Annotated in this window: 18 protein-coding genes and 1 pseudogene; 6 read left to right on the top strand and 13 right to left on the bottom strand. The window is 41.5% G+C overall.

Going from position 1 to position 24,135, the window contains the following annotated elements; translation table 11 throughout:
• Positions 1–6: 6 nt before the first annotated feature.
• Positions 7–2,019 carry a potassium-transporting ATPase subunit KdpB gene (kdpB, locus tag JZ787_RS12820; RefSeq protein ID WP_346312517.1) on the bottom strand — a complete coding sequence of 671 codons (2,013 nt, stop codon included), beginning with the start codon at positions 2,017–2,019 and terminating at the stop codon, positions 7–9.
• A gap of 16 nt (positions 2,020–2,035) precedes the next feature.
• Positions 2,036–3,733: a potassium-transporting ATPase subunit KdpA gene (gene kdpA, locus JZ787_RS12815; RefSeq protein ID WP_346312516.1), complete on the bottom strand. Its 1,698-nt coding sequence runs from the start codon at positions 3,731–3,733 to the stop codon at positions 2,036–2,038.
• A 633-nt stretch (positions 3,734–4,366) separates the two neighbouring features.
• Between kdpA and JZ787_RS12810 the strand changes: the two genes are divergently transcribed.
• From JZ787_RS12810 to JZ787_RS12785, 6 genes are all read left to right on the top strand, one after another.
• Positions 4,367–5,167 (top strand): undecaprenyl-diphosphate phosphatase, encoded by an 801-nt coding sequence (locus JZ787_RS12810; RefSeq protein ID WP_234951276.1) that lies wholly within the window; start codon positions 4,367–4,369, stop codon positions 5,165–5,167.
• Positions 5,168–5,645: 478 nt separating this feature from the next.
• Positions 5,646–6,407 carry a hypothetical protein gene (locus JZ787_RS12805; RefSeq protein WP_346312515.1) on the top strand — a complete coding sequence of 254 codons (762 nt, stop codon included), beginning with the start codon at positions 5,646–5,648 and terminating at the stop codon, positions 6,405–6,407.
• On the top strand, positions 6,404–7,297 hold the full coding sequence (locus JZ787_RS12800; protein ID WP_346312514.1) for a hypothetical protein: 894 nt from the start codon (positions 6,404–6,406) through the stop codon (positions 7,295–7,297). Before JZ787_RS12805 ends, JZ787_RS12800 begins: the two co-directional genes overlap by 4 nt.
• Positions 7,294–8,547: a glycosyltransferase gene (locus tag JZ787_RS12795; RefSeq protein WP_218288184.1), complete on the top strand. Its 1,254-nt coding sequence runs from the start codon at positions 7,294–7,296 to the stop codon at positions 8,545–8,547. Before JZ787_RS12800 ends, JZ787_RS12795 begins: the two co-directional genes overlap by 4 nt.
• On the top strand, positions 8,544–10,367 hold the full coding sequence (locus JZ787_RS12790) for a hypothetical protein (protein WP_346312513.1): 1,824 nt from the start codon (positions 8,544–8,546) through the stop codon (positions 10,365–10,367). The genes JZ787_RS12795 and JZ787_RS12790 overlap by 4 nt, the downstream gene beginning before the upstream one ends.
• A gap of 2 nt (positions 10,368–10,369) precedes the next feature.
• Positions 10,370–11,239 carry a hypothetical protein gene (locus tag JZ787_RS12785; RefSeq protein WP_346312512.1) on the top strand — a complete coding sequence of 290 codons (870 nt, stop codon included), beginning with the start codon at positions 10,370–10,372 and terminating at the stop codon, positions 11,237–11,239.
• A gap of 1 nt (position 11,240) precedes the next feature.
• On the opposite strand, the gene wecB is transcribed toward JZ787_RS12785, so the two are convergent.
• From wecB to JZ787_RS12730, 11 genes and pseudogenes are all read right to left on the bottom strand, one after another.
• Positions 11,241–12,386, bottom strand: a complete 1,146-nt coding sequence (gene wecB / locus JZ787_RS12780) for a UDP-N-acetylglucosamine 2-epimerase (non-hydrolyzing) (protein ID WP_346312511.1) — start codon at positions 12,384–12,386, stop codon at positions 11,241–11,243.
• A 2-nt stretch (positions 12,387–12,388) separates the two neighbouring features.
• Complete coding sequence (locus tag JZ787_RS12775) at positions 12,389–13,567, bottom strand: tetratricopeptide repeat protein (protein WP_346312510.1); 1,179 nt, start codon at positions 13,565–13,567, stop codon at positions 12,389–12,391.
• A gap of 386 nt (positions 13,568–13,953) precedes the next feature.
• Positions 13,954–14,436 (bottom strand): annotated as a pseudogene (locus JZ787_RS12770) (Arm DNA-binding domain-containing protein); the annotation flags it as partial.
• Between the two features lie 589 nt (positions 14,437–15,025).
• Complete coding sequence (locus JZ787_RS12765; RefSeq protein WP_346312509.1) at positions 15,026–16,225, bottom strand: hypothetical protein; 1,200 nt, start codon at positions 16,223–16,225, stop codon at positions 15,026–15,028.
• A gap of 310 nt (positions 16,226–16,535) precedes the next feature.
• Positions 16,536–18,176, bottom strand: a complete 1,641-nt coding sequence (locus tag JZ787_RS12760) for a thiamine pyrophosphate-binding protein (RefSeq protein ID WP_346312508.1) — start codon at positions 18,174–18,176, stop codon at positions 16,536–16,538.
• Between the two features lie 48 nt (positions 18,177–18,224).
• Complete coding sequence (locus JZ787_RS12755; RefSeq protein ID WP_087014181.1) at positions 18,225–19,691, bottom strand: aldehyde dehydrogenase; 1,467 nt, start codon at positions 19,689–19,691, stop codon at positions 18,225–18,227.
• Between the two features lie 19 nt (positions 19,692–19,710).
• Positions 19,711–20,502, bottom strand: coding sequence for an aspartate dehydrogenase (locus JZ787_RS12750; protein WP_346312507.1), 792 nt, complete (start codon positions 20,500–20,502; stop codon positions 19,711–19,713).
• 9 nt (positions 20,503–20,511) lie between these two features.
• Positions 20,512–21,306, bottom strand: a complete 795-nt coding sequence (locus JZ787_RS12745; protein WP_346312506.1) for an SDR family oxidoreductase — start codon at positions 21,304–21,306, stop codon at positions 20,512–20,514.
• A gap of 9 nt (positions 21,307–21,315) precedes the next feature.
• Complete coding sequence (locus tag JZ787_RS12740; protein ID WP_346312505.1) at positions 21,316–22,167, bottom strand: alpha/beta hydrolase; 852 nt, start codon at positions 22,165–22,167, stop codon at positions 21,316–21,318.
• Positions 22,168–22,182: 15 nt separating this feature from the next.
• Positions 22,183–22,704, bottom strand: a complete 522-nt coding sequence (locus JZ787_RS12735) for a cupin domain-containing protein (protein WP_346312504.1) — start codon at positions 22,702–22,704, stop codon at positions 22,183–22,185.
• Positions 22,705–22,870: 166 nt separating this feature from the next.
• Positions 22,871–24,094 carry an MFS transporter gene (locus tag JZ787_RS12730; protein WP_346312503.1) on the bottom strand — a complete coding sequence of 408 codons (1,224 nt, stop codon included), beginning with the start codon at positions 24,092–24,094 and terminating at the stop codon, positions 22,871–22,873.
• Between the last annotated feature and the right edge of the window lie 41 nt (positions 24,095–24,135).

The following is a 24,135-nucleotide window of genomic DNA, read 5'->3' as shown; positions in this document are numbered from 1 at the left end:
CAACTCCTAAATCCACAAGGACACAACAAGGTCAATGAGCTTGATGGCAATAAACGGAAAGACTACCCCACCTACACCGTAAATCAGCATATTACGGCGTAACAATTGCAGCGCACTGGCAGGTTTGAATTGAACACCTTTGAGTGCCAATGGAATCAACATTGGAATAATCAAGGCATTAAAGATCAAAGCGGAAATCACTGCACTACTTGGGCTACTGAGTTGCAGAATATTCAGCACACTAAGCTCAGGAATCGCCACTGCGAATAATGCAGGTAAAATCACAAAGTACTTAGAGACGTCATTTGCCAACGAAAAAGTGGTTAATGCTCCACGAGTAATCAGTTGCTGCTTACCAATTTCGACCACATCTAGCAATTTGGTTGGATCGGAATCCAAATCCACCATATTGCCTGCTTCTTTGGCTGCTTGCGTACCAGAGTTCATAGCTAAGCCAATATCTGCCTGCGCCAAAGCTGGTGCATCGTTGGTACCATCACCGACCATTGCGACCAATTTCCCTGCTGCTTGTTCGTTACGAATACAAGCCAATTTATCCTCAGGTCTCGCTTCCGCAATATAGTCATCCACCCCTGCTTCGGCCGCAATCGCAGCCGCAGTCAAAGGATTGTCTCCTGTCACCATAATGGTTTTGATGCCCATCTCACGTAGCAGTGCAAAACGTTCTTTAATGCCTTGTTTGATCACATCCGAAAGTTCAATCACGCCTAAAATATTGTGATTCGATGCCACTACTAAAGGGGTTGCCCCCTTAGAAGCCACTTGTTCTACACGCGTTTTCAGCTCTAAGTTGTCTTTGATTTCTTGATGGGTAAAATGAAGAATGGCATCGACAGCACCTTTACGAATCGTTTGTCCAGTTGCTAGATCTACTCCTGAAAGACGAGTTGAGGCACTAAACTGAATGAACTCGGCATCTTTCGGCTCTTGGATGCTTTCGCCTAATTCTTTCCCAAGGCTGATGACCGACTTCCCTTCAGGCGTTGGATCGGCAAAAGAAGTCAGCATTGCTGCTTGGCGTAACTCACTTGGGGTTACACCTGCCAATGGATAAAAAGCCGTGGCTTGGCGGTCACCATAAGTAATCGTGCCAGTTTTATCCAACAACAACACATCAATATCACCCGCAACTTCAACCGCTTTACCTGATTTGGCTAAGACATTGGCTTTTAAAGCACGGTTCATCCCCGCAATCCCAATCGCAGGCAACAAGCCACCAATCGTGGTTGGAATCAAACACACCAACAGTGCAATCAGCAAGACGATGCTGATTTTGATCCCGACCATTGAACCAATGAAAGGTAAGGTTACCACCACCACAATAAAGGTGATGGTCATAATATTGAGTAAAATACTCAATGCGATCTCATTCGGTGTCTTTTGACGGTTGGCGCCTTCCACCAAGGCAATCATACGGTCTAAGAAGCTATGCCCTGCTTCATTACTGACTCGAATAATAATTTCATCGGACAAGACCTTAGTGCCGCCAATAACACCTGAACGGTCGGTATTGGCTTCACGCAGTACGGGTGCAGATTCACCTGTAACCGCTGATTCATTGATGGTCGCAAAACCCTGAATAATTTCACCATCCGCAGGAACAATTTCACCTGCTTTAACGATGACTAAATCATCCTTTTTGAGTAGATTTGCGGAAATCACGGTCGGTACAGCATTTAAATCGAGAATACGATTTGCCGTTAAGTTTTCACGGGCCTGACGTAAAGATGCAGCTTGTCCACGACCTTTGGCTTCTGCGACTGCTTCAGCATAATTGGCGAATAAGACTGTGACCAATAAAATCAAGCTTAGGACTAAACCAAAACCTAAGCTGGTACTCCCCATCAAAGTCGCAGCAATCGTTAAAATTGTTCCGACCCACACACATGCCATCACTGGATTTTTAAAAGCGTGTTGAGGCAGCAATTTATGGAAAGTTTGCTGAATAATTTCTTTATTCAAAATATCCATGTGTTGTGTCGCATTTGAATGTTTCATTGTGCTTGCTCCACGCTTAGATTTTAATCGACAAATAGTCAGCAATTGGCCCAATCACCAACACTGGCATGAATTGCAACAAGGTCAGAATCAGCACGATTCCAATTAAAGTCAGGGCAAAGGTTGGAGACTCTATGTGTAAAGAACCTTTGCTTTCTGCTGCTTGTGGTTTGGTTGCCAAACTCACTGCGATCAAGACTGGAATGATCAACACGCTATAACGCCCTGCCAATAACGCGACACTGGCACTGAGGTTCCACCAAAGTGTGTTATCACCTAAACCTTCAAAACCTGAACCATTGTTGGCGTAAGCAGAGACATACTCATAAAACACTTGGCTAATGCCGTGAAATGCTGGATTTGAATTGCCTGTAATGGATGGGAAAGCGATTGCGATGGCCGTCAAACCCAGAATCACTACTGGTTGTAATACAATCACCAGTGCTAACAACTTAATTTCAGTGACTTCAATTTTTCGACCAAATAATTCAGGCGTACGCCCTGTCATCAAGCCTGCGATAAATACTGCTAAAAACAGATAAATAAAGAACTGTAATAGACCACAGCCGATACCGCCCCAAATGGCATTAATCAGCATATTGCACAGCTCAACCAATCCTGTCAGTGGTGAGGCAGAGTCATGCATCATATTGACCGAACCGTTATTCACTTGCGTGGTCAAACTTCCCCACAGTGCCGATGCTTCTGCACCAAAGCGAACTTCTTTCCCTTCCATCAAAGCAATATTTGGAATCAACGAAGATTTTTCAGCCCACAACGTTAATGAGGTTGAAGCCAATGACATCAGCAACATGGTGCCAAAAATCACCCACATCAATTTCTTACGTTGGATAAAGCGTCCCACCATAAACACCACAGACAATGGGATCAGTAAAATCGCGATCATCTCTATCACATTGGATAACGGCGTTGGATTTTCTAAAGGCACACTACTGTTTGGTCCATACCAACCACCACCGTTACTGCCAAGCTGTTTAATCGCCACCATGGGCGCAACAGGACCAAGTGGAATATGTTGTGTTTTGACTTCTGTGCTTTGCTCTAAAACTTGCGCCGTTGGACCCGCAGATAAGGTTGCTGGCACACCTTGAAAAGTGAGCAGTAAAGAAAAAATAAATCCCAAAGGAATGAAAAATCGAAATAGTGGTCGGATGATATCCATCCAGTAGTTACCCAGATTAATGCGATTCCATTTGTTTTGATCTAGGTCATGTTGTTGAACTGATTGTAAAAATAATGCTCTTAACATGGCAACCAATAAGGCAAGCCCCATGATTGGAGACAAATATTGCAATCCAACAATGACTGTCATTTGCGATAGATAAGACAGTTGAGACTGCCCCGAGTAATGCTGCTGGTTGGTATTGGTCAGGAATGAAATAGTGGTATGTAAAGCCAAATCCCAATTCATATTCGGAATATGATCAGGATTCAATGGTAGCCATGCCTGTGTCATTAAAATAGTCACACTCGCCCCAAGCAGTAGAACATTACTCAGAACAAAAGCACCTAGATATTGCCGCCAGTTCATACCCACTTGCTTCACATTTAGAACAGCGTAGATCGGTTGTTCAATCCACTTAAAAAAGCGGTCACTCTTCATTGGTTTGGTTTGCATTACATCCGCAAGATAGTGTCCTAGCGGATAAGCCAACAGCAATGAAAGGATAAATACTGAAATAAATTCCCACATAGCATATGCCATTAAAAATAGGTCAGCTTTAGTATGGAAATTGAGGGCGTAAATTCTCTATATTCAAAAATGCGGATGGCGTAAATTTTGCGTAAATTATTCTATTTAAAATTAAATAAGCATCTTTTTCTTATCATTATTTCAACGTTTTTAGTTCCGATGACAACTCAGTCAAAAAAGTGAAGCAATGATTGGCTTACTCTTTAGATAACTGAAATTCTGATCACATGCTCCTTAAGCAACCTTCTATGTCTACATCCTGTTTGGTCACGTTTCGATTTCTATACAATTTTTCATCTAAACAAAGGATAATCCAAGGTATACACAAGAGTGATGACAAAAAATTCAAAAACCATTCATTTAGAGCGTTGAATAGGGTCCAAGAGTTTTTATCGCTGAATAGAATATGATTTTAGAATATTTTCGTTTGGATGCACCATTCTACGGTCTTCATCATTTTCTTCATTCAGAAAACATCCGCAACGACCCTAAATACGCATACAGCACATGAACACTCTATCCATCTCAAGACCTATGACATAAAAAAACTAAAAAACTTCCTCCGCCCCATTTCAAAGTAGTACGAAATGTCTTAAAACAGATTCCAATTTTTAATTATTAACTTTTTTATTTATGCACAACTTGGAATTACTCAAAGCCTTATTCTTAGGGCTTATCGAAGGATTAACGGAATTTTTACCGATTTCCAGTACGGGGCATTTGATTCTTTTTGGTCATCTCATTGATTTCCAATCCGATGCGGGACGTGCATTTGAAGTCGTGATTCAGCTCGGTGCAATTTTGGCGGTTTGCTGGTTGTACCGACACAAAATTATTGAACTGGTTCGAGGCTTTTTTTCTGGCGACCAACACGCGCGACGTTTTGCCATCAATGTCATCTTGGCCTTCATTCCTGCAGTGGTCATTGGGGTACTAGCGGTTGATTTTATTAAACAAGTGCTATTTAGCCCGCTGGTAGTGGCATGTGCACTGATTATCGGTGGATTGATTATTTTTGCAGTAGAAGCTCGAAAAATTGAGCCTAAAACTATTGAAGCAACGGATATTACCATCAAACAAGCCATTATTGTTGGCTTTGCACAATGCGTCGCAATGATTCCAGGCACTTCGCGTTCAGGTGCAACCATCATTGGCGGGATGTTATCGGGGCTTTCTCGTAAAGCAGCAACGGAATTTTCTTTCTTTCTAGCCATGCCGACTATGCTCGGTGCAGCCACCTATGACCTAATTCGCAATGCAAGTGTACTAACCTCTGATAATTTACTGAATATTTCTGCTGGCTTTGTCGCAGCATTTATTGCGGCATTACTTGTTGTAAAAGCTTTAGTGAAATTTGTAGAAAAACATACGTTAAGAGTATTTGCTTGGTATCGCGTCGTTTTAGGTGTGATTTTATTAATTGTATTCTTATAATTGAAAAATTCAAATGAGTAAGACTTTGTTTAAAATGGAGTCTTATTCAAAGAATCATTTTTCTCAGTCTTTTAAGCCTTTCTGCTCCAAACTATACTAGACACCATATTTAAAATTTTAATATGTCATACTTCATTACCACTTCTTCAAGCATTATCAGAATTTTTGGGACGATATTTACGGATGCTATTGACCTATCCCTCATTGAATAAATTTAGCTATTAGGAATCTTAGACAGAATTAATACCAATCTAACCCTCAATCAAATTTTACTGAAATCAATACTCTGTACACCTCCCAAGAAGAAAATTTAATAAAGTCATTAAAGTTAAGCTTTCTAAATAAAAGTCAACTTTCTTCAGGCTAATATAATAATTTTACATCCTTTTTACACAATTTATTTACAATGCTTTATGTAATAATTTAAATGAAAATTAACAGTTATTTACATCATTACACTTCTTAAAAAGTATTTTTAATGCAAAAGAATTGGTTAGTAAGAACAAATCAAACCATCACTTTCATTCCTATGCTGATTGCCCTTTTTATAGGAATCATTGGATACGAGTGGTTACGTACTGAGCTTGTAGGGAGCTGGGTACTTTTGATTGCTTTTATTTTACTGGGTCGATTTTTGAATTTAATTCAAGCAATGATTCTGAGTATTTTTATTTTTATAGTCTTCTTTATTTATATTTTGTTTGATATCCAAGTCAATACAATCGACACCAATACCAAATTATTGCAGCTTTTCGTTTTCCCTGTAGCACCTATGCTATTGAGTATTTATTATGAAATGATGTCGACCAATCGGCAGACCAATGACTTACTTGATACGTACCGTAAAAATTTAACATATAAAACACTTCCTATTAGTACCTATCAATATACGCATGATCAAGTTCAGCACATGTTAAATCGAGGTCTTATTCCTCAATACAATGAAATTCATATAGAAATTACCAACCATAATTTATTAAGAGATATGTTGCAGGTGGATGAGTTAAAACACCTACAGCAGAAAATTATCAATGTGCTAGAAAATAATTTTGAAACCCCACATTTTTCTTTTACGGATACGCGACTTTCAACTCTCCATGTGATTATGATTGCCGATCAGGACTCCGTGATATCTAAGCAGTTGATTGACAGAATCAAGCAGATTGAACTAATCAAAACGAAAATCACCCATCATTCGCATCTCAAAGGGCAAACTTCTTTTTCAGAGGAAATCCTATGAGTAGCATGATTTTCGCCTGCGGATTATTGATTTCAGTCCATACGCAGCCCGATCCAATCCTTTCTTCTTATTATCAGCAGTATTACCACTGCCGTTTGGAAAAGGCCTCTACAACTCAGCAAAAAGGAATCTCTGATTACAGTCAAATTCCTGAACATTTTTCAACAACTAAAAAATTATGGCCTGTTTTTACAGTTGATCAACTTGACTCTGAAAGCTATAAAAAAATGAAGAGCCAAGGGATTAAATCTGGCCTACTTATTCCTCAAAATTTTATGAGACCTGCCATTTATTTTAAGGTCAAACAGGAGGTTTCTGAAGGAGCAATCCCACTACTCGATCTGAGTAGTGTTGAACCGCAGCACTTCCCTGGTCTAGCAACTTTGGCAACCAGTGCAGGCTTACGCCCTATGGGGGCCTATATTCAAGAAGGCTGGAACCCAAACTTGAAGGTCTTACCAAGTGGCTTATATGTTGTTCAAGCGAACCCCGGTCGACTCCCTTTACCTGCACGGCGTATCCAATCAGGCCAACAGCTCTTTTATACGGCTTACACTCACTCACCTTTTAATGGCACTGGAATTGTTTTAAATCCGCAGGTCAGCCTTGCAGAAAGTGATATTGAATATCCTGACTTGGGAATTTCTTGGAATTTTTTAAATTTGCATTTTAATAGCCAGCAAGACCGGATTCACACCAATCTGATTGGTTATGTATTACTTTCAGCTGGTTTAGTGATTTTACCTTTTCACCTTGTGCTCTCTACTCATTACCCAGGGTTACTAAGCTTTTGGGGTACCTCTACCTCTTGGGTATCTGTATTTGTAATCATTATTTTAATGCTCATTCTTCTCTCTACTATGCTATGGAGGAGGTTTAAAAAATCATGAGCACTATCGATATTCTTTTTATTATTGGATTTATTGGGATCTGGATTCCTCAAGCTTTTTGGGCTTGGCTTAGCTTTTCTGCTTGGCGCTACTCTATTCGAGCCAGCAAAGAACTGGCCAACCTTCCAGTACCTCCACGCTGGCCTATGCTCAGTGTATTGATTCCTGCCTATAATGAAGGGCTGGTGATTGAGGATACCTTACGTGCATTAGCCGCACAGGACTATCCTGCCGAAAGCTATGAGGTACTCCTGATTAATGATGCCTCCAAAGATGATACACAGGAAATTGCGGATCGCATGGCTGCCGAGTTTCCTGTCATTCGTGTAGTTAATGTCCCTAAAGGCCAAGGTGGTAAAGGAAAATCTAGAACCTTAAATAACGGCCTCAAGTATGCCCAAGGTGAGCTGATTGCCGTTTATGATGCAGATAGCACACCTGAGCCCGATTGTGTGCGTTTAATTGCGCAAACTCTATTGGCAGATTCCAGCCTTGTCGCTGTCAATGGAAAAGTACGCACACGTAACTGGAAAGACAGTGCTCTCAGTACATTTATTGCAATTGAATTTATTTATTTTCAATGGATTTTTCAGGGTGGACGTTGGCTACGCTTCCGTCTATCGACATTAATGGGCACCAATTATGTCATCTGGCGAGACGCATTGGATATTTTGGGTGGCTTTGATGAGAAATCTCTAGTTGATGATACAGAAATGAGTTATCGGATTTTTTTAGGTCATAAACGAATTAAATGGGTACCTTATGCCGTGGGCTGGCAGCAAGATCCTGGTGACCTAGGCATTTTCATCAAACAACGCTCTAGATGGACTCAAGGTAACTTCTATGTAACACGCAAATATTTAAGAACAGCTATTCGACACCCTTTTCCAATTGGAATGGAAATCGGAAATAATATTATGTGCTACATCATGTTTGTTCCAGCCCTGTTCTTAAGTCACTTAACCATGATCATTGGCTTGCTGGGTATTGATGGTACTACTATTCCAGGCCCATTCACCCTACTGTTCATTCTGGCCTTTATCCTTTATTTAATACAAATTTGGTTCACACTTAGCCTTGAAAAAGAAGTACCGAAAAGATTTTATTTCTATGCCTTTATTGCCTATTTCACTTATTCACAAGTCTTTCTGCTGATTGTTTTCAAAGCCGCTTGGGATATGCTGAAAGGAAAAATTAAAGGTGAAGGAATTACTTGGTACAAGACAGAACGGAAGAAGGAAAAAAAATGACCTTGCAGATAAAAACAGCTCCTTTTACATTAATGTCATCGCTCCTATTTCTTGCATGTAGCGCACATGTCCATGCAGATACATGGAAGCTAGATGATTTCATCTCACAGAACATTGAGCAAAGTACGCCTTATTTCTTTTATGTGGCTAAAGGGGAAAGCTGGCAAAACGTCCTGTTCAATAGTCAGTTTAATGTACAGGGCAATAGTACAGTTATTGTACGTTATGACAACCAGCTTATCCATCAGCAGAACTTAAGTGGTCAAGGCACATTAAGTTTCAATCTTCAACCCTCCCAAAGTGGCTTCCACCGACTCGATATTAGTATTTTACAAAAGCCCTCTACGGAAGAACAAAGCACTGAAAATATGTGCTTAGAGTCTAGTAATCTCTATACGGCGCTAACACAGGCAAGCCTGAGCTATCAGCCACAGCGTGAAGCCCTACAGCTCAATCAGCTACCAGATGCATTGTTTAATAGCCAGCTCAACCGCGGAGAACCTATACAGGCATTACTGCGCTTTGATACTATAAACTTCATGGAAGCTAGCATGATCGGCCGACTTACCACGGCTTGGAACTTTGCTACACCCATACAATGGAAACTGACTGAAAATACAGAAGCCGAACCCGACTTTATTATCAGCATTCAGCGTTCAATCAAATCACTACCGAATGCACAAATTAGTCTGAGTCAAACAAGCCAAACACCCACTTTAAATATTGAATATGAGACAGAACCACAGTTACTGATGGCTATCAATGCTCTGCTCAACCGCCAATATCTAGAACAGCTCAATACCCCAAAAGCATCATTAAATGGCCCCGTTGCAAGACCTACATGGGCCAGTTTACGTAAATTCGAGAGCCTAGCTGATTTAGGTATTTCGGATTTTAAGCTCGATAATTCCCCTAAAAACCTTTCACTGGTCTTTCCAGCTGTTTGGGAAGCAACTGATATTTTAAATGGGCAACTTAGTTTTCGTTCTCAAAGTGGACTATTACAGGGATCTACTTTACAAGTCTGGTTAAATGATGGTTTGGCGGGGAGCACCAGCCTAGCTAAGCTAGATTCAAGCCCAGTGGAACGTCAGTTTGACTTTATAAGTGCCGACTATCCATATACCACTAGCTTTAACATGATGGTCAGCAATACTCAATTAAATAACAATTACTGCCTCCCAAATGCAGGCAATGCTTTATGGATAGATACTAAAAAATCAAAGTTGAATCTACCGCATCAGATGAAGAAGGGTGTGATCACGCTTTCTAGCACGTTTAGCAGTACACCTGAAATTGCTGTCAATACTCCAGCCGCGACCCCAATCGCTATTAGCTTGGCGCAAGTTGCCAAGAAAATGTTGTTGAGTAATGCCCCCATCGGTTTAAATATCACACCACTCAGTTTAAATGCACCGAAAGCCATTAATATCCAGCTTGATGCCCAACTTTATCAATCCGAATTGCAAAAATATGGCCAAACTCTCTATTTACCAACCACAAAAAATGGTGGCCTGATTACAGTCAAAAATGGAAACTTTTGGATCTATAGTGATAATAACTTGGGAGCAGAAAATTTTGCACGATTCTGGCCCGAAATTCAGCAGAAAATACCCAACAATACCACGGCATTATTTATTTCTGCACAAGGGCAAATCACTGTTTTGAATCAAAATATGGTTGAAAAAGCCAAACCGCCGATTATTGAGCAGATTTCTTTACAGACTATTGCTATTATCTTAGGTGTTCTGATTGTTTTAATTATCAGCCTACTCATCTGGCGCAGAAACCGTAAAGCGCAGAAGTCTAAAGAAGAATAAAGATGAAAAAATACCTCCTTTTAGGTTTGTTTGTGCTCCTAGCTATTCCTACTTTGGCTCTGACTAGCTCGTTATTATTCATGACTCGAGCAGATGCACAATCTATTCCTCCTAAAATTGAAGGTATATTCTGGCAAGTCGATCAAATCAGTCATCCATCTGGAAACTGGCATCTCTTGGGTATCGATACATTGGTGACCCAATGGAGTATTGTTGATGGGCGTTCCTTTTTTAAAGAAATTCCCACACAACAATGGGAGCATCAACCCAAATGGAGCTCAGTTTCTGAACAGCCTTGGGCAGAAAAGGTTATTTTAGGTTTAGCTGGAAATTATCAGGAACCAATAGCTCGTGAAAATATAGACCACCTTTTTTTACAATCCCAGCAAATAATCCATACTAAGCTGCCTATACAACCTGCTGGTTATTATTTTCCAGTAGAAGCAGATCCAAGCTGGCATGGGGTTGCCAATCTAGCACATCATATTTCCGCGCTTAAACACCCAGTCTGGATTAGTATTTATAGTGCTGATCGTAAATCACCATTTTTACATTATTGGTTAGAAAGCTGGCTACCAGACAATGCTCAGGTTTTCTTTCAAGATGGTGTAGGAGTAGGAACGCGCAGTCCTGAAGAGGCTGCTCTCATTTATAAAAATCTTAAGAATGAGTTTGGTGAAAACCGCGTAGTGATTATTTTAGAGGCTTTTCGACCTAACCCCGATGGGAGTTTTCGTGCAGCTTATCCTTGGGAAATTGCTAAGCAACTGAAAGCTTATGCTGGACAACGAATATATATTTTTGATGGACCTCATTATTTAGATAAAGCCAGTGTGTTCTGGCTTTATCTATGGATGAAGATCAATTACTAATTTATTCAGCTACTTTTAAGTCTTGTACTATTTGCTCAAGGATACGTTCTGAAGCGTGCCCATCACCAAAAGGATTTTCTACTTCCGCATGCTGTTGATAATAGACAGAATCATCCATCAACTGAGAAAATGCTTTAATAATTTTGGCTTTATCTGTACCTACCAGTATCCCACAACCTGCTTCAACCACTTCAGGCCGCTCAGTTACGTCCCGTAGAATAAGTACCGGCTTCTGATAAGTTGGACTTTCTTCTTGGATGCCACCCGAATCCGTCATAATAAAATGAGCCGCCTGCAAGATTGCGAGTAAGTCAGGATAATCCAAGGGTTTTAATAAATGGACTTGGGGATGCTTCGAAAACTCTTTATAGGCAATGTCATAAACCTGAGGATTAAGATGTACAGGCCAAGCAAAATGTAGCTCTGGATAACGCTGGCATAATTCATGAATCACAGCACAGATATTCTGAATACCCTCACCAAAGTTTTCGCGTCGATGCGCTGTCAACAAAACCAATTGATGCTGCCCGCTCAAATTCAGCCCCAATCTTTCTAATCTTTGTTGGGACTGCTGCGAAGAAGACTCTATCAACTCACGCGCATAATGAATGGCATCAACGACCGTATTTCCTGTAATAAAAATGTGTTGTTTGGAAATATTCTCTTGGTATAAATTTTCAGCAGAAAGTTGAGTTGGCGCAAAATGCCAACGCGCCAAACGCGAAACCAACTGCCGATTCCCTTCTTCTGGAAAAGGATGCATCAAGTCAAAAGAACGTAATCCCGCTTCGACATGTGCCAAATGAATATTCAGATTAAAAGCCACCAAAGCACCAGCGAGTACGGTTGTTGTATCACCTTGTACCACAATTACGTCACATTTTGGCATTTCACGATAGACCTGATCGAGCTCGCTCAGCGCCTTACTTAATAAGATATTTAGGCTTTTTCCAGGTTGCATAATTTGCAAATGATGGTCAATTTCGATCTGAAAAAACTCAATTGCATCTTGCACCAACTCCAAATGCTGGCCTGTGAATACAACATTTACCTCAAAACGTGAATCTTGCCTAGCTTTTAAAATTACGGGAGCCAACTTAATTAGCTCAGGGCGTGTACCAAAAATAAAAGAAAGATAAATCAGCATCGTTAAAAGCTCCAGTAATAGGTCAGTTCAACTCGTGTATTATCAAAAGTTCTTTTCCCTGACACAGGTGCCCCATTGATATATTTGCCATACATCTGCTCGACACGTAATTTGATAGGAAAACTTTCAGGTTGCCAAGCAATTCCTGGCCCAAGCTCGGCCAAATTGTTATAAAACTCATTATTAGAGTCATTAATAGTGTGTAATTTTAAATAGGCCTGCACATTACCGAAATGATCTCGATTCATATTCCAACCAGTGCGTAAGCGCAAATCACCAATTACGTTATAATCTTCACGGGAATAGCTCGCAGCATTACCATATAGTTCAGCAAAATATTGATTTTGATTCTGCTTTGGTGTGTGCGTGGTTTCCGTATTGTGCCAATACCATTCCTGATAACCCGCTAGACCAAAGTTAATGCTTTCTCTGAATTTATCCCGATTTAAATCAATCAGGTCATAACTTCCCCCTACTTCCAAATATAAATAAATTGGCCATTCCCAAGGACGATAATTCGCCCCAACACCTAAAATAGCGGCATTCTGATCAATAATTTCAGGACGGGCTCCACCTGTTGAACGTGTATCACGGTTGACATTAGCAAAACCATAAACCTGTCCACGGTTTTCTTCCCCCCAATATCGCCCATACCGTAGTTTTAGAGGTAAAATAGCGGTGTCGTAACGACCTTCAAAAGAAGGCGAAAAGTAAATATCTGAGAAACTTGTTTTAGGTGAACTTCTTTCAGTTCCACTCAAATTTTTCACTGCTTGTTGAGCTTTCTCAACAGTTTCTGGATTTGAAGAATGTTGTAACCGTTTAAATATCTCTAAAGCTTCTGGGTCACGTTGAACAGTATTTAATAAATAAGCTTTTTGTAGTAATAATTCTTCATCTTCTGGATTAAGCGTTAGAGCACGATCTATGTAAGTTAAAGCTTGGGAATTATTTTTTTTTCGTAGTTCTAAATATGCCCATGTTTTCCAAACTTTCGAATCTTGAGGAGTTTTCAAGCTTAATTTTTGTAAAATTTCATTCGCTTTTTCTAAGTCATTATTTTCTATTTGATAATATTCACTCCATAAGGCATATGCTTCAGGCGTAACTTCTACTTGAGCGTGTACAAAGGAACTCACAACTAACACACAAGCACTTGAAACTATATGTAAATTTTTCATTCTAAATAGTAAAATTAGCGGTCTCTAGAACAATATATCAGCAATTTTTTTTTAAGTTTGAGATAGTTAATATTGGTTACCAAACTACATATATTCTTTATAAAAAGTAACTTCAAAAAGCATAAAATTTCAATTTCTCCAGTTTCAATTAAACCAACAACCATCATTCACATATTATCTTTAAATTATAAAAAAATTAAAAACCACCCACCATTATAAATAAAAATATTTCATTCTATTTTAAAATCATATTAACCCTGCATTACATATAGATTAGAAATTCACGTATACTTTTATTTATCCATCCTAACTATTAAATTAAAATTAATTTTAAATAAATCGACCAGATTACATACTTCAATTTGTCTTTATTGCACAAAGATTTAAAAGTTAAAAACTGCATTGAGTAGACGCAGACAACGTGTGGCCGTTTCGAATGTTCCTTTGGCCACAATTTCTTTTACTTTTGATGAAACCTGAAAACGAGTGATTTCATCTAAAGGTAGCTCTAAAAAATCTTCAGTGATGTAATCCAAACGGTATTTAACCGTACTGATATATTTTTCACTAGACCACTGCGGACTCATTAATTCAAACCATTCATCACACACTTGTTTTAAATGATGAGAGACCTTTGATTTACCTGAAACCTCAGCTTTAAAGTCCCGTGCAACTTTTCTTATTTCTTTACAGCCTACTTCGGGATATTCACCCAATTGTTTCCTGGTCTGCTTTCCTTCAATTCGATATGAAAGTACCCATTTCTTTTTCCCAGTAGGAAAAACTTCAATAGAAAGTCCTTCCCCATCTGCAATTGAATATCGCTTTTCTTTTGGTTTAAGACTTTTAACTTGGATGTCTGTAAGCATTCTTGTTGTTACACGCGTGTCACTACTGTATCACAAGTATATTTGATAGAAAGCAATTATCAATGACTTACAATAACGGACGCTGATAAACAACAGGTAGAAAAAAAGCCCTGATTTATTTCTAAACCAAGGCTTTTATTCACTTTTTTGATTAAACCTGATCATTAGCGATCATCTTTAATCGGGAATTTTGGGGTGGCGTCAATTGAACTCAAAACCCAAACCATTAATTCTTAAGCCATTTCATTGAATAAAAAAATTCATTGACCCAATTTTGACCCACATCAAATTTAGTGTATTAAATCACTTAGAAGACTTGTTCAAATCCGAATTCAGGATTTGAAATGCTGTACTAAGTATATCAGTATAACGTACCATCTTTGTTAGCATTCATCCATTCATTGAAACCTATAAAGCACTTAGTCAATAGTTTGTTTTATAGGAACACCGAAGTTTTCATCAATTAATTTCTGATACTGTTTTAAAAAGTTGAATTTTGGAAGTATAAGAGAAAGAGTTAACTCTTTCTCTTATACTTTATAATTATAAATAGTGTCCTTGATTTATGTTTAAAATAATAATTTTAAGCTTAGAAACTAAACCCAATATTCAAGTTGACGCGGTACATCCATTTTTCACTGTTTTCAGACGTGGCCGTGGTAAAGCCTGTACCATTGGTTGCACCACCAATAATATTGGCATTTTTACCCCAAGTGTAGTCCGCCCAAACCATAAATGGTGATGCGATAAACATTGCACCTGTGGTGTTCATTTGCGAGGCTGCCCAATCACTGCGCTCTTTGTCTAAATAGCTATAATCATTATAAAAACGGATCGCTTTTAATTTCCCCATATTCTGCACAGGCAAAGTATAAGCTAGGTTTAAACTCGCAACCGTTCCCTCAGAAGCAATAAAATACGATGGCGTTAAACCGTTCGCACCCATCAGCGTCATATCGTTATTTACACCGTCTGGGTTTTCCGCATCATATTGATAATGAATCACTGAAGACTGCAGGTTCCAGCGCTGATAGTTGCTGTTGCTATGCAATCCAGCCGCATAGTAGCTGCCGTCTTTTTGCGTGGTTTTATTGTGCAGCTGAGCCACAGAACCCGATAAGCCAATTTCATGCTTACCCATTTGGTCATCGCCAAATTTACGCACAATGCGGGTATTCAGCTGATTCTGCTTTTCATTTTGATAGGCTGCTTGAAAAGGCAAATGATTTTCTGAAAGATCATCATAGGTGGCAGCTTCTGGAGAATAACGCAGATTGGTTTCCAGCATGCGCGGGTAGTAACCGACTTTAATATCCCACTCAGGATTATTGTAATTCCAGTTCACCCCAGGCGCGGCATTATTGCCATAACCTAAAAAGAACGGAATGTGGTAAGTCCAGCCATTTTGCGGATAAGGATAAAGCGCAAAAGGCTTATAGACAAAACCCGCTTCGATGCTGTTGTTCTTGTTCAGGTTATAGCCTACATATGCCTTTTCAATGGAGGTTTTTTCCTGATCTTGCACAAGATAGCTGGCATTCAGATAGGCATCATCCGATTTGCCTTTTAAATCTAAACGGAAAATATCAAAATCCAGCTTGCCAAAACCGCGGTTTGGACTGGCATCCCATTGTTCATAGCGGTGATTGAAACGCAGCACCCCGCCGACTTTTAATGAATGCGCCCCATCTTCACTTTTCCATCCCAATGGATCATCTTTGGCTTGAACACTAGCGGCAGCTGCGCCCAATGACATGAAAACCGCAGCTGTTAAAATCGTTTTATTCATCTCTTTTCCCTAAATTCCAATGTTTTATATACAAAACATTGTTTAATTCTCATTTTGGCTAAAAAAAATTTAGCGCTGCTTCGCTGGCTGTTTTGTTTAAAACAGGCTGGCTGACCTTAAACGCCCTACATTCCTTGTAAGGGTTTAAGTTTTGAGTCTTTTGGCATTTCCACTTGGGCTGATTTAAACGCTGCACCAATGGCAACAATAATTGAATCAGCCCTAACGGCCCCCATGCCTGAGGCAATCCCCCTGTTGGGAAATTGCCTTCTAGAATTGCTTCAAATATGGTTCATCCTCTAAGGATGAATTAGTACAATTTTTTCTGCGGTGGACCAGCAAATTTCAATGGACCAATGGCGTTCATATCCAACTCGATCACTGCTGGGCCATTCAGATCAATGGCTTCTTGAATTGCGGTTTTAAACTCATCTGCACTGCCGACTTTCCAGCTCTTCACGCCCATCGACTCGCCCAATAAACGGTAGTCTGGTGTATGTAATTCATTGAAGTACTGACGGCCGCCAAAGTAGTTATTTTGAATGCCGCGCATCACGCCATAACCACCATCGTTCATTACCATTAACACCATGTCGGTGTTTTCTTGCGCCATGGTGGCAATTTCACCAATACCCAGCATCAAACCGCCATCACCCACTAAACCCACAACTTTTTTGTCAGGGTTGGCAATGGATGAACCAATCGCGTGTGCAAGCCCAAGACCAATCGCACCTGCAAGTGAATGGATGTTTTTATTAGGGCTTTGTACAGGGAACAAACGGCTGCCCCATGTACTGCCTGACATAGTGATGTCACGTACAAAAATACCGTCTTCTGGCAATGCTGCACGTAGGTGATCGCAAATCAATGCGTATTGATCCATTTGAGTACGCAACGCATCCACCGCATGTTCACGTGCAGCTTTAATGTCTGCATCATATGCAGCATCAATTTTGCTCACGCCATTTAAAGCGCTGAGTACACGTGCAAAAGTGTCTTTGGTATCTGCACAGATAAATTGTGAAACCTTATAGTTACGCTGCTGCGCCACTGGATTGGCATCTATCTGAATGATATTTTCAGGGAATTCTACTGAGTAAGTCTTGGTTTCATTACTGCGCAAACGTGAACCTGCAACAATAAATAAGTCCGCCTCTTTCATCAGCTTTTCAACTGCCGCAGAGTTATGGAACGCACGTAAGCTGCGCGGATGATCATCTGCCAGCACACCGCGTGCATGAGTAGAAGACACCACAGGAATACCCAAATCAGCCAGCGCTTTCACTTCTGCCACTGCATTTAAAGTTCCGCCACCAATCCATAGCAATGGACGTTTAGCGTTCTTCAATGCATCTGCAATCATGTCAATTTCAGCATCGTCCGCTTGCGGCAGTTGCATGGCTTTTACTGGACCAAGATTGGCTGGTAAATCAATTTCAGCCGCTTGCACATCAATTGGGATCTCCACGCTTACTGGCCCCATTGGTACAGTGGTCGCGACGCGGATTGCTTCACGAATTACACCCACAGCATTGTCTGGGCTGGTAATACGAAAAGCAGCTTTGCTCGATGCTTTTAAGAAGGTTAACTGGTCTTTGGTTTCATGAATAAAGCTTGCATCGCGGTCTAAATATTCACGTTCGACTTGACCGGTTAAATGCAGCACTGGGCTGCCAGCATTCATTGCTTCAATCAATGAACCTACGGCATTGCCTGCACCTGCACCTGTACTGGTCAAAGCCACACCTAAACCGTTAAAACGTGCATGTGCATCTGCCATAGTGACAGAACCTGCTTCACCGCGCGCTGCAACAAAACGCATTTTTTCACGGCGGCCAACAGCATCAGCAATTGGCAAGTTGTGAATAGAAATCACGCCATACATGCTGTCTACATTGTGCTGTTCTAATACTCGAGCGATTACTTCGCCTACATTTACACGTTCAGTCATTGTTCTTTCCTTAATTTTTTCAATTCGTTGTTTATGGGTGTTCAGCTGCTAGTCCGACCATGGATTGGCTTGCTCGTTTAAACCCAGATAAATACTTTTTTGCTGCATATAAGACAGAATGCCGAGGCGCCCTTTTTCACGGCCAATGCCGCTGTCTTTAAAGCCGCCAAATGGCGCGCTGATTGAGAATTTTTTATAGGTGTTAATCCACACCGTGCCCACTTCCAGCAAACGGGCAATTCGCCATGCTTTACGGTAGCTTTCTGTCCAAATTCCTGCTGCTAAACCAAAACAGCTGTCATTGGCTTGTTCAAATAAGTCTTTTTCGTTGTCGTATGGCATAACTACTAACACAGGGCCAAAAATTTCTTCTTGGCACGTTTGCGCGCTGTTGCTCAAACCCGTAATGATCGTAGGCTTATAGAAACTGCCTTTGGCAAACTCGCCCTCTGTAATTGCTTCACCGCCAGTGACTACCGTACCGCCTTCGGCTTTGGCTAATTCCACATAACGGTGCACAGATTCCAAATGCTTTTGGTTAATCAATGAACCCATATGCACATTTGGCTGTTCAGGATGGCCCACACGTAAACCTTCAGTGATCTCCACTAAACGCTTTATAAATTCGTCATAAATTGAAGCGTGAATAAATAGACGCGAGCCTGCAATACACGCCTGACCTGCTGAACTGAAAATACCGTAAGCAATGCCTTTGGCTGCAATTTCAATATCTGCATCTGACAATACGATGGTTGGGGATTTTCCACCGAGTTCCAAAGACGTGGTAATCAGTTTTTCAGCAGCAATATGCGCCAAGTGACGGCCAGTAGATGTTCCGCCCGTAAAAGAAATTTTGCGAACTAAAGGGTGCTGAGCGATAGCATCTCCAATGACAGAACCGCGTCCAACCAGCACACTCAAAATGCCTTTCGGCAAGCCTGCTTCTTCAAAGATTTTTGCAAGCTCCAAGGCAATTAATGATGTCGCTTCGGCTGGCTTTAAAATCACCGCATTGCCTGCAGCAATGGCTGGCGCCAATTTTTGCACTTCACTGGCAATTGGAGAATTCCAAGGGGTGATGGCTGCAACGACACCCACAGGTTCATGCACGCTCATGGTCAAGAAATCTTGTGCACGCTGTGTGGTCAGTTCTTCATTAAAAGTTTCACAGGCTGCCGCATTAAAACGTGCTGTAGCAGCCGCACTCATCACCAAAGCACGAGTTTCAGACAAGGGCTTACCATTGTCACGGGTTTGTAGTTTAGACAACTCATCTACACGGGCTTCAATAATGTCTGCAACACGGTACAAAATTTTCGCGCGCTCATGCGGCAATGAATCACGCCACTCAGGCTTACGCCAAGCTTGATCTGCTTTAATAATCGCCTCTTCAACATCTTCAAGTGTAGCTGTTGAAATTTCCGCATTCACAGAATTATCTGCTGGAAATAGGCTTTGAATAACATTACCGCGTCCTAGACGCCATTCACCTGCAATATAAATTTCTTTAACCATGGCACTCACCAAATTCCTTTTAAATCTGAATCGCATCTACTCTATTGCGGCATGCACGGATCACACTCAGTGCTGCCAATGTTGATGTTTTTGGATTACTTTCCAAAGGCACACCAATCATTTCAATACTCATTTGACCAAATCGCCCTTCGGCAATAATGGTGTGTTTGTTTTGACTAATATTCGGATCTACCGTCAACTCAACCATGGTTTCATCCATGCCAATGCCTGCCAGTCCAATAGTTGCAGCCACATTTGCATTGGCTGGAAAGTTCAAAGCGGCTTCACGTGCAGTACCGGTATAAAAAACCGTTGGTTCTGTCACGTGCTCTAAATCAATCAATTTTTCTGCATAGCTTCCGCGCCAGCTGTTTGGATTTTTGCAGCCTTTATAAGTGACTTTTTCCAAACCGCCTTCTTTGGCAGCCGAAATTCCATCAATCCCTGCAATCGCGCCAGCCAGCAAATGAATATGGGCGCCCGACTGTTCTGCAGTATTTTGCAATTGCGCAAAGAATACGCTATCTGCCAAAGTACCCACTGAAATCAGGCCAATATTCCAGCCTTTAGCTAAAACTTTCGCGGCATGTTCTTTCACCGCAGCTTGACCTGCAACTTCAATCACATAGTCTGGTGTGCCATCGCAGTCATCAATGTCGGAAATGACTTGCACATCTGCTGCAAGTGCTTCCTGCACACTTGCAATACTGCGCTCTGGTACGACCACCCATTTCAATTCAAGGTCTTTGGGCAAATGGCTGCGAACCTCATTGGCCATCGCACCAAAACCAATCATCATCAGCTGTTTCATATACCCACCTTATAAATGCTTGTTAAAGCCGCCAGAGACATCTATTGCTGAACCTGTGGTATACGACGCCATTGGAGATGCTAAGAACACCAATGCACGAGCTGGTTCTTCAGGTTTACCCAATCGCGCCATTGGAATGCCGCGTTTTTTGGCAATATTGCCAATCCACTCTTCCCAGCTTTGGTTTTGATCAGAACGGGCAGCAAAGCGGCGTTTCCACTGTTCAGATTCCACCATGCCCAATAAAATGGAGTTCACACGGATGCTGTACTGAGAGAATTCATGCGCCAATGAATGGGTTAGATTCAACAAGGCTGCGCGAGCAGATGACGTCGCAATCATGTGCGGTTCAGGCTGCAGCGCTAGCAAAGAATTGACATTGGTGATCGATGCGCAATCTGACTGCTGCAGTGCAGGCAAGAATGCGCGGATAGGATGCAGCACACTAAAATATTTCAATTCAACTTCTTTCAGCCAATCTTCATCAGCTGTATTTTCAAAATTTGAAACCCGACCTTGACCTGCGTTATTAATTAAAATGTCCACACCACCAAATTCGTTTTGCACTTGGTCTGCAAATTTTTTGACATCAGCTTTGTCTAAAACGTTGCAGGTCGTTGTGAAAATTTTGGCACTTGGATAGCGAGATAAAATCAGCGTTTTTGAATCATGTAAACGCTGTTCATCACGGCCGCACCATGCCACATGCGCACCTTCTGCAACTAATAGTTCTACCGTTGCCAGCCCAATGCCAGACGAGCCACCGGTCACCACTGCTTTTTTGCCTTCTAATTGGAAGCTCATTTTCCCATCTCACATCCGTGCGTCATGTAGCGACAATAAAATTTGATTGAATTGCGCTGCTTGGTCCAAATAACTTAAATGGCCTGCAGCGGCAATTTCGTAGCAAGGATTCAGCTGAAACTGATCCGCCAATTCTTGAATATCCTGTGGAGGCGTTACGCCATCCGCCATGCCTTTAATCACATGGACATTATGCTGTTCTGGGCTTAAATAGCTTTGAATCGCGTCATAAGCCAGCAAATACGATGCATCAGTAAAACCTTCTAATTGAATGTTTTGCATGACCGCCTCAATCAGCGCCAGCGCCTCTGCAGAAGCATTTGCGACCAAATGCGGCCCACGTGACTGCGCCATGCCTGAAGCACCTAGGGTCTGCAGCATTTTTGGACGCTTTTCAAATACATCCTGCTGCTTTTGCTTATCACTGCCTTTGTAGCCCTGCGCCACATTGGCAAGCACTACTGCTTCTACCATGTCTGGATAGCGTGCATTAAAGGCCGCAGCCTGCATTGCACCTAAAGAATGGCCGACCAAAATGATTTTATTTTGATCTTGACCTGATCCTAAGTTCAGGCCTAATGCATCAAACATGTCTTTTAAGCGCTGTGCATAATCTTCTGCATTGGGATGTTCTGCGGCTAAAGGGTCAGACTGACCATAGCCCGGTGCATCCCATGCAATCACATGAAAGTGATGACTCAAATCTTGCAACTGCTTGACCCATGAACCTGAACCCGAACTGATGCCATGCAGCAATACCAGAACTTTGCCTGTCCCTGCTTCGCGGTAAGATTGCTGTACACCATCCAAATGAACGGTTTTTAATTCAAACTGTGTCAATTGCTCAACTAAAGTCATCATGTCATTTCCTTAAAATTAACGCTTGATCTGAGACAATGGATGCTCAGGCGGATAGTTCGGAACCGTCGGCTTACCTGTACCCAGCATCACGCACATCAGGGCATCTTCGGTACCTGGGTTGAATAAGCCGCGGTAGATACCCGGTGGAATTGAAATTAAGTCACGTTCTTTCAAGCGGGTTGAAAACTTCTCGCCTTCATGTTCAATGAATAAGTCAATTTCACCGCGCAGCATAAAGAACACTTCTTCGACATCGTGATGGATATGCAGCGGGCCTTCACATTGCGGAGGCAAGACCATAGTTGAAAAAGTAAAATTTTCTGCAGGAACTGTATTTCCATCGTTTGCTACGCCTGTTGCGCCTGTCCCCATATAACGCATTTGCGCACGGCGGTATTTCGGGTCGTAATCCGCTTGGAACTTGAGTGCATCATAATCGTATTGACGGGTTTCAAAGCGCGCGATGCGTCCGCTAATCCAGTCTTCTAATGTTTGACCTTCAGGCTGTTTCCAAAATTCAAATTGCTGTACAGACATGATTCTCTCCTTATTTCAGCTCACTGCCATTTCATAAAAGTGGAGCTGGATCTGATCTAAATTGTTCTTACCGTCAGCGCCTGTTTCTTCAAGCGTTTTTCAGTCATGTATATCGGTTAAATAAAAGTTTGGGCTTAACTACTTGGCTTTAACTTTGGCTCAAGCCTTAATAACGTTTCAGCAACGGCGCTAGGAAGAAGGAACCGATCACGGCGACTGCTGCCAAGAAGGTAATGCCAATATTGAAACTGCCGGTTTGCATCACAATTGCACCAATCACCACAGGTGCTGCTGCACTGGCAAAATTACCAAGACCATTGAAAATGCCGCCTGCTGTTGCACCAACATCTACTGAAGTAATGCGTGCCAACAGTGCAAACACTGCCGCTACACCAAAGCCCCATGCCATTGCGCTTAAAGACATTGCTAAAATCACTAGCATTGGATCTTCCGCAATCACCATCACATACATGAAGATGCCTGCTATCAGTAAACCGCCGCTGACCTGAATCGCACGTTTACCTAACTTGTCTGAAAGGAATGCACCAGCCACTTCACCAATCAGCATGGCAATGAATGGCAGGCTTGAATAAATACCAAACTCTTTTAAGTTGAAGCCTTTATCTTGAATCAGATAAGACGGCACCCAGCTGTTTAGACCCCATAAATAGGTCATCAAAGCGATATTGAAAATGCACAGTAGCCAAAAAGAACCATTGCCCAGCAAGGTTTTGGTATTGCTCAAATGCGTCTTGAAATTCACGCGTTTGCCTACGCCTTCCAAATCCACGGTACGTTTCAGTTTTAAGTTACGCAGGCCATACACAATCAGTATCAGCACGATGAAGGTCATGGCACCCATGACAAAGAAGGTGGTGTGCCAGTCATAGTGCGCCAAAACAAATGCAGTAATCGGGAAGCCTAGGAATGCGCCAATTGGAGTCCCTAGCAGGAACATGGTCGAAGCACGCGCTTGCTGGCGGTCGGTATAGGTTTGTTTCACAATGGTATAAGCCAAAGCAAACAATGGACCTTCAGCCAAACCGAGCAGAACGCGCAGCGTCATCATTGTGGAATAATCTGTGGTGAAACCCATTAAAAACATCAATAGGCCCCAAGACGTCACACTCCAAAACAGCATTTTTTTAGGACAGAAAATATCGCCTAAAAAGCTCAGGAACATTGATGAAAATCCGTATGCCAGCAAGAAGCTCGTCATCAGCCAGCCTAGTTTTGCCTTATCCTGTGCAATGCCCATCGCATTTTGGAAGGTCGCATCTGAAAACAAGACAGCAATACTAATTTTGTCAAAGAAAGCCAGTACCACGCAGATCATTAAAATGATCGCTGGGGTCCAATGCTTTAATCCTGTTTTTGCATCATTATCCATGGGTAAATCCTTTCATTCATGGGCTGATATTTTTTAAGCGC

Source organism: Acinetobacter sp. BWR-L5, assembly GCF_039655985.1.
In the GTDB taxonomy this organism is placed as follows: Bacteria; Pseudomonadota; Gammaproteobacteria; order Pseudomonadales; family Moraxellaceae; genus Acinetobacter; species Acinetobacter johnsonii.
The sequence above is the reverse complement of the archived record's forward strand: the minus strand, read 5'-3'. Positions and strand labels throughout refer to the sequence as shown.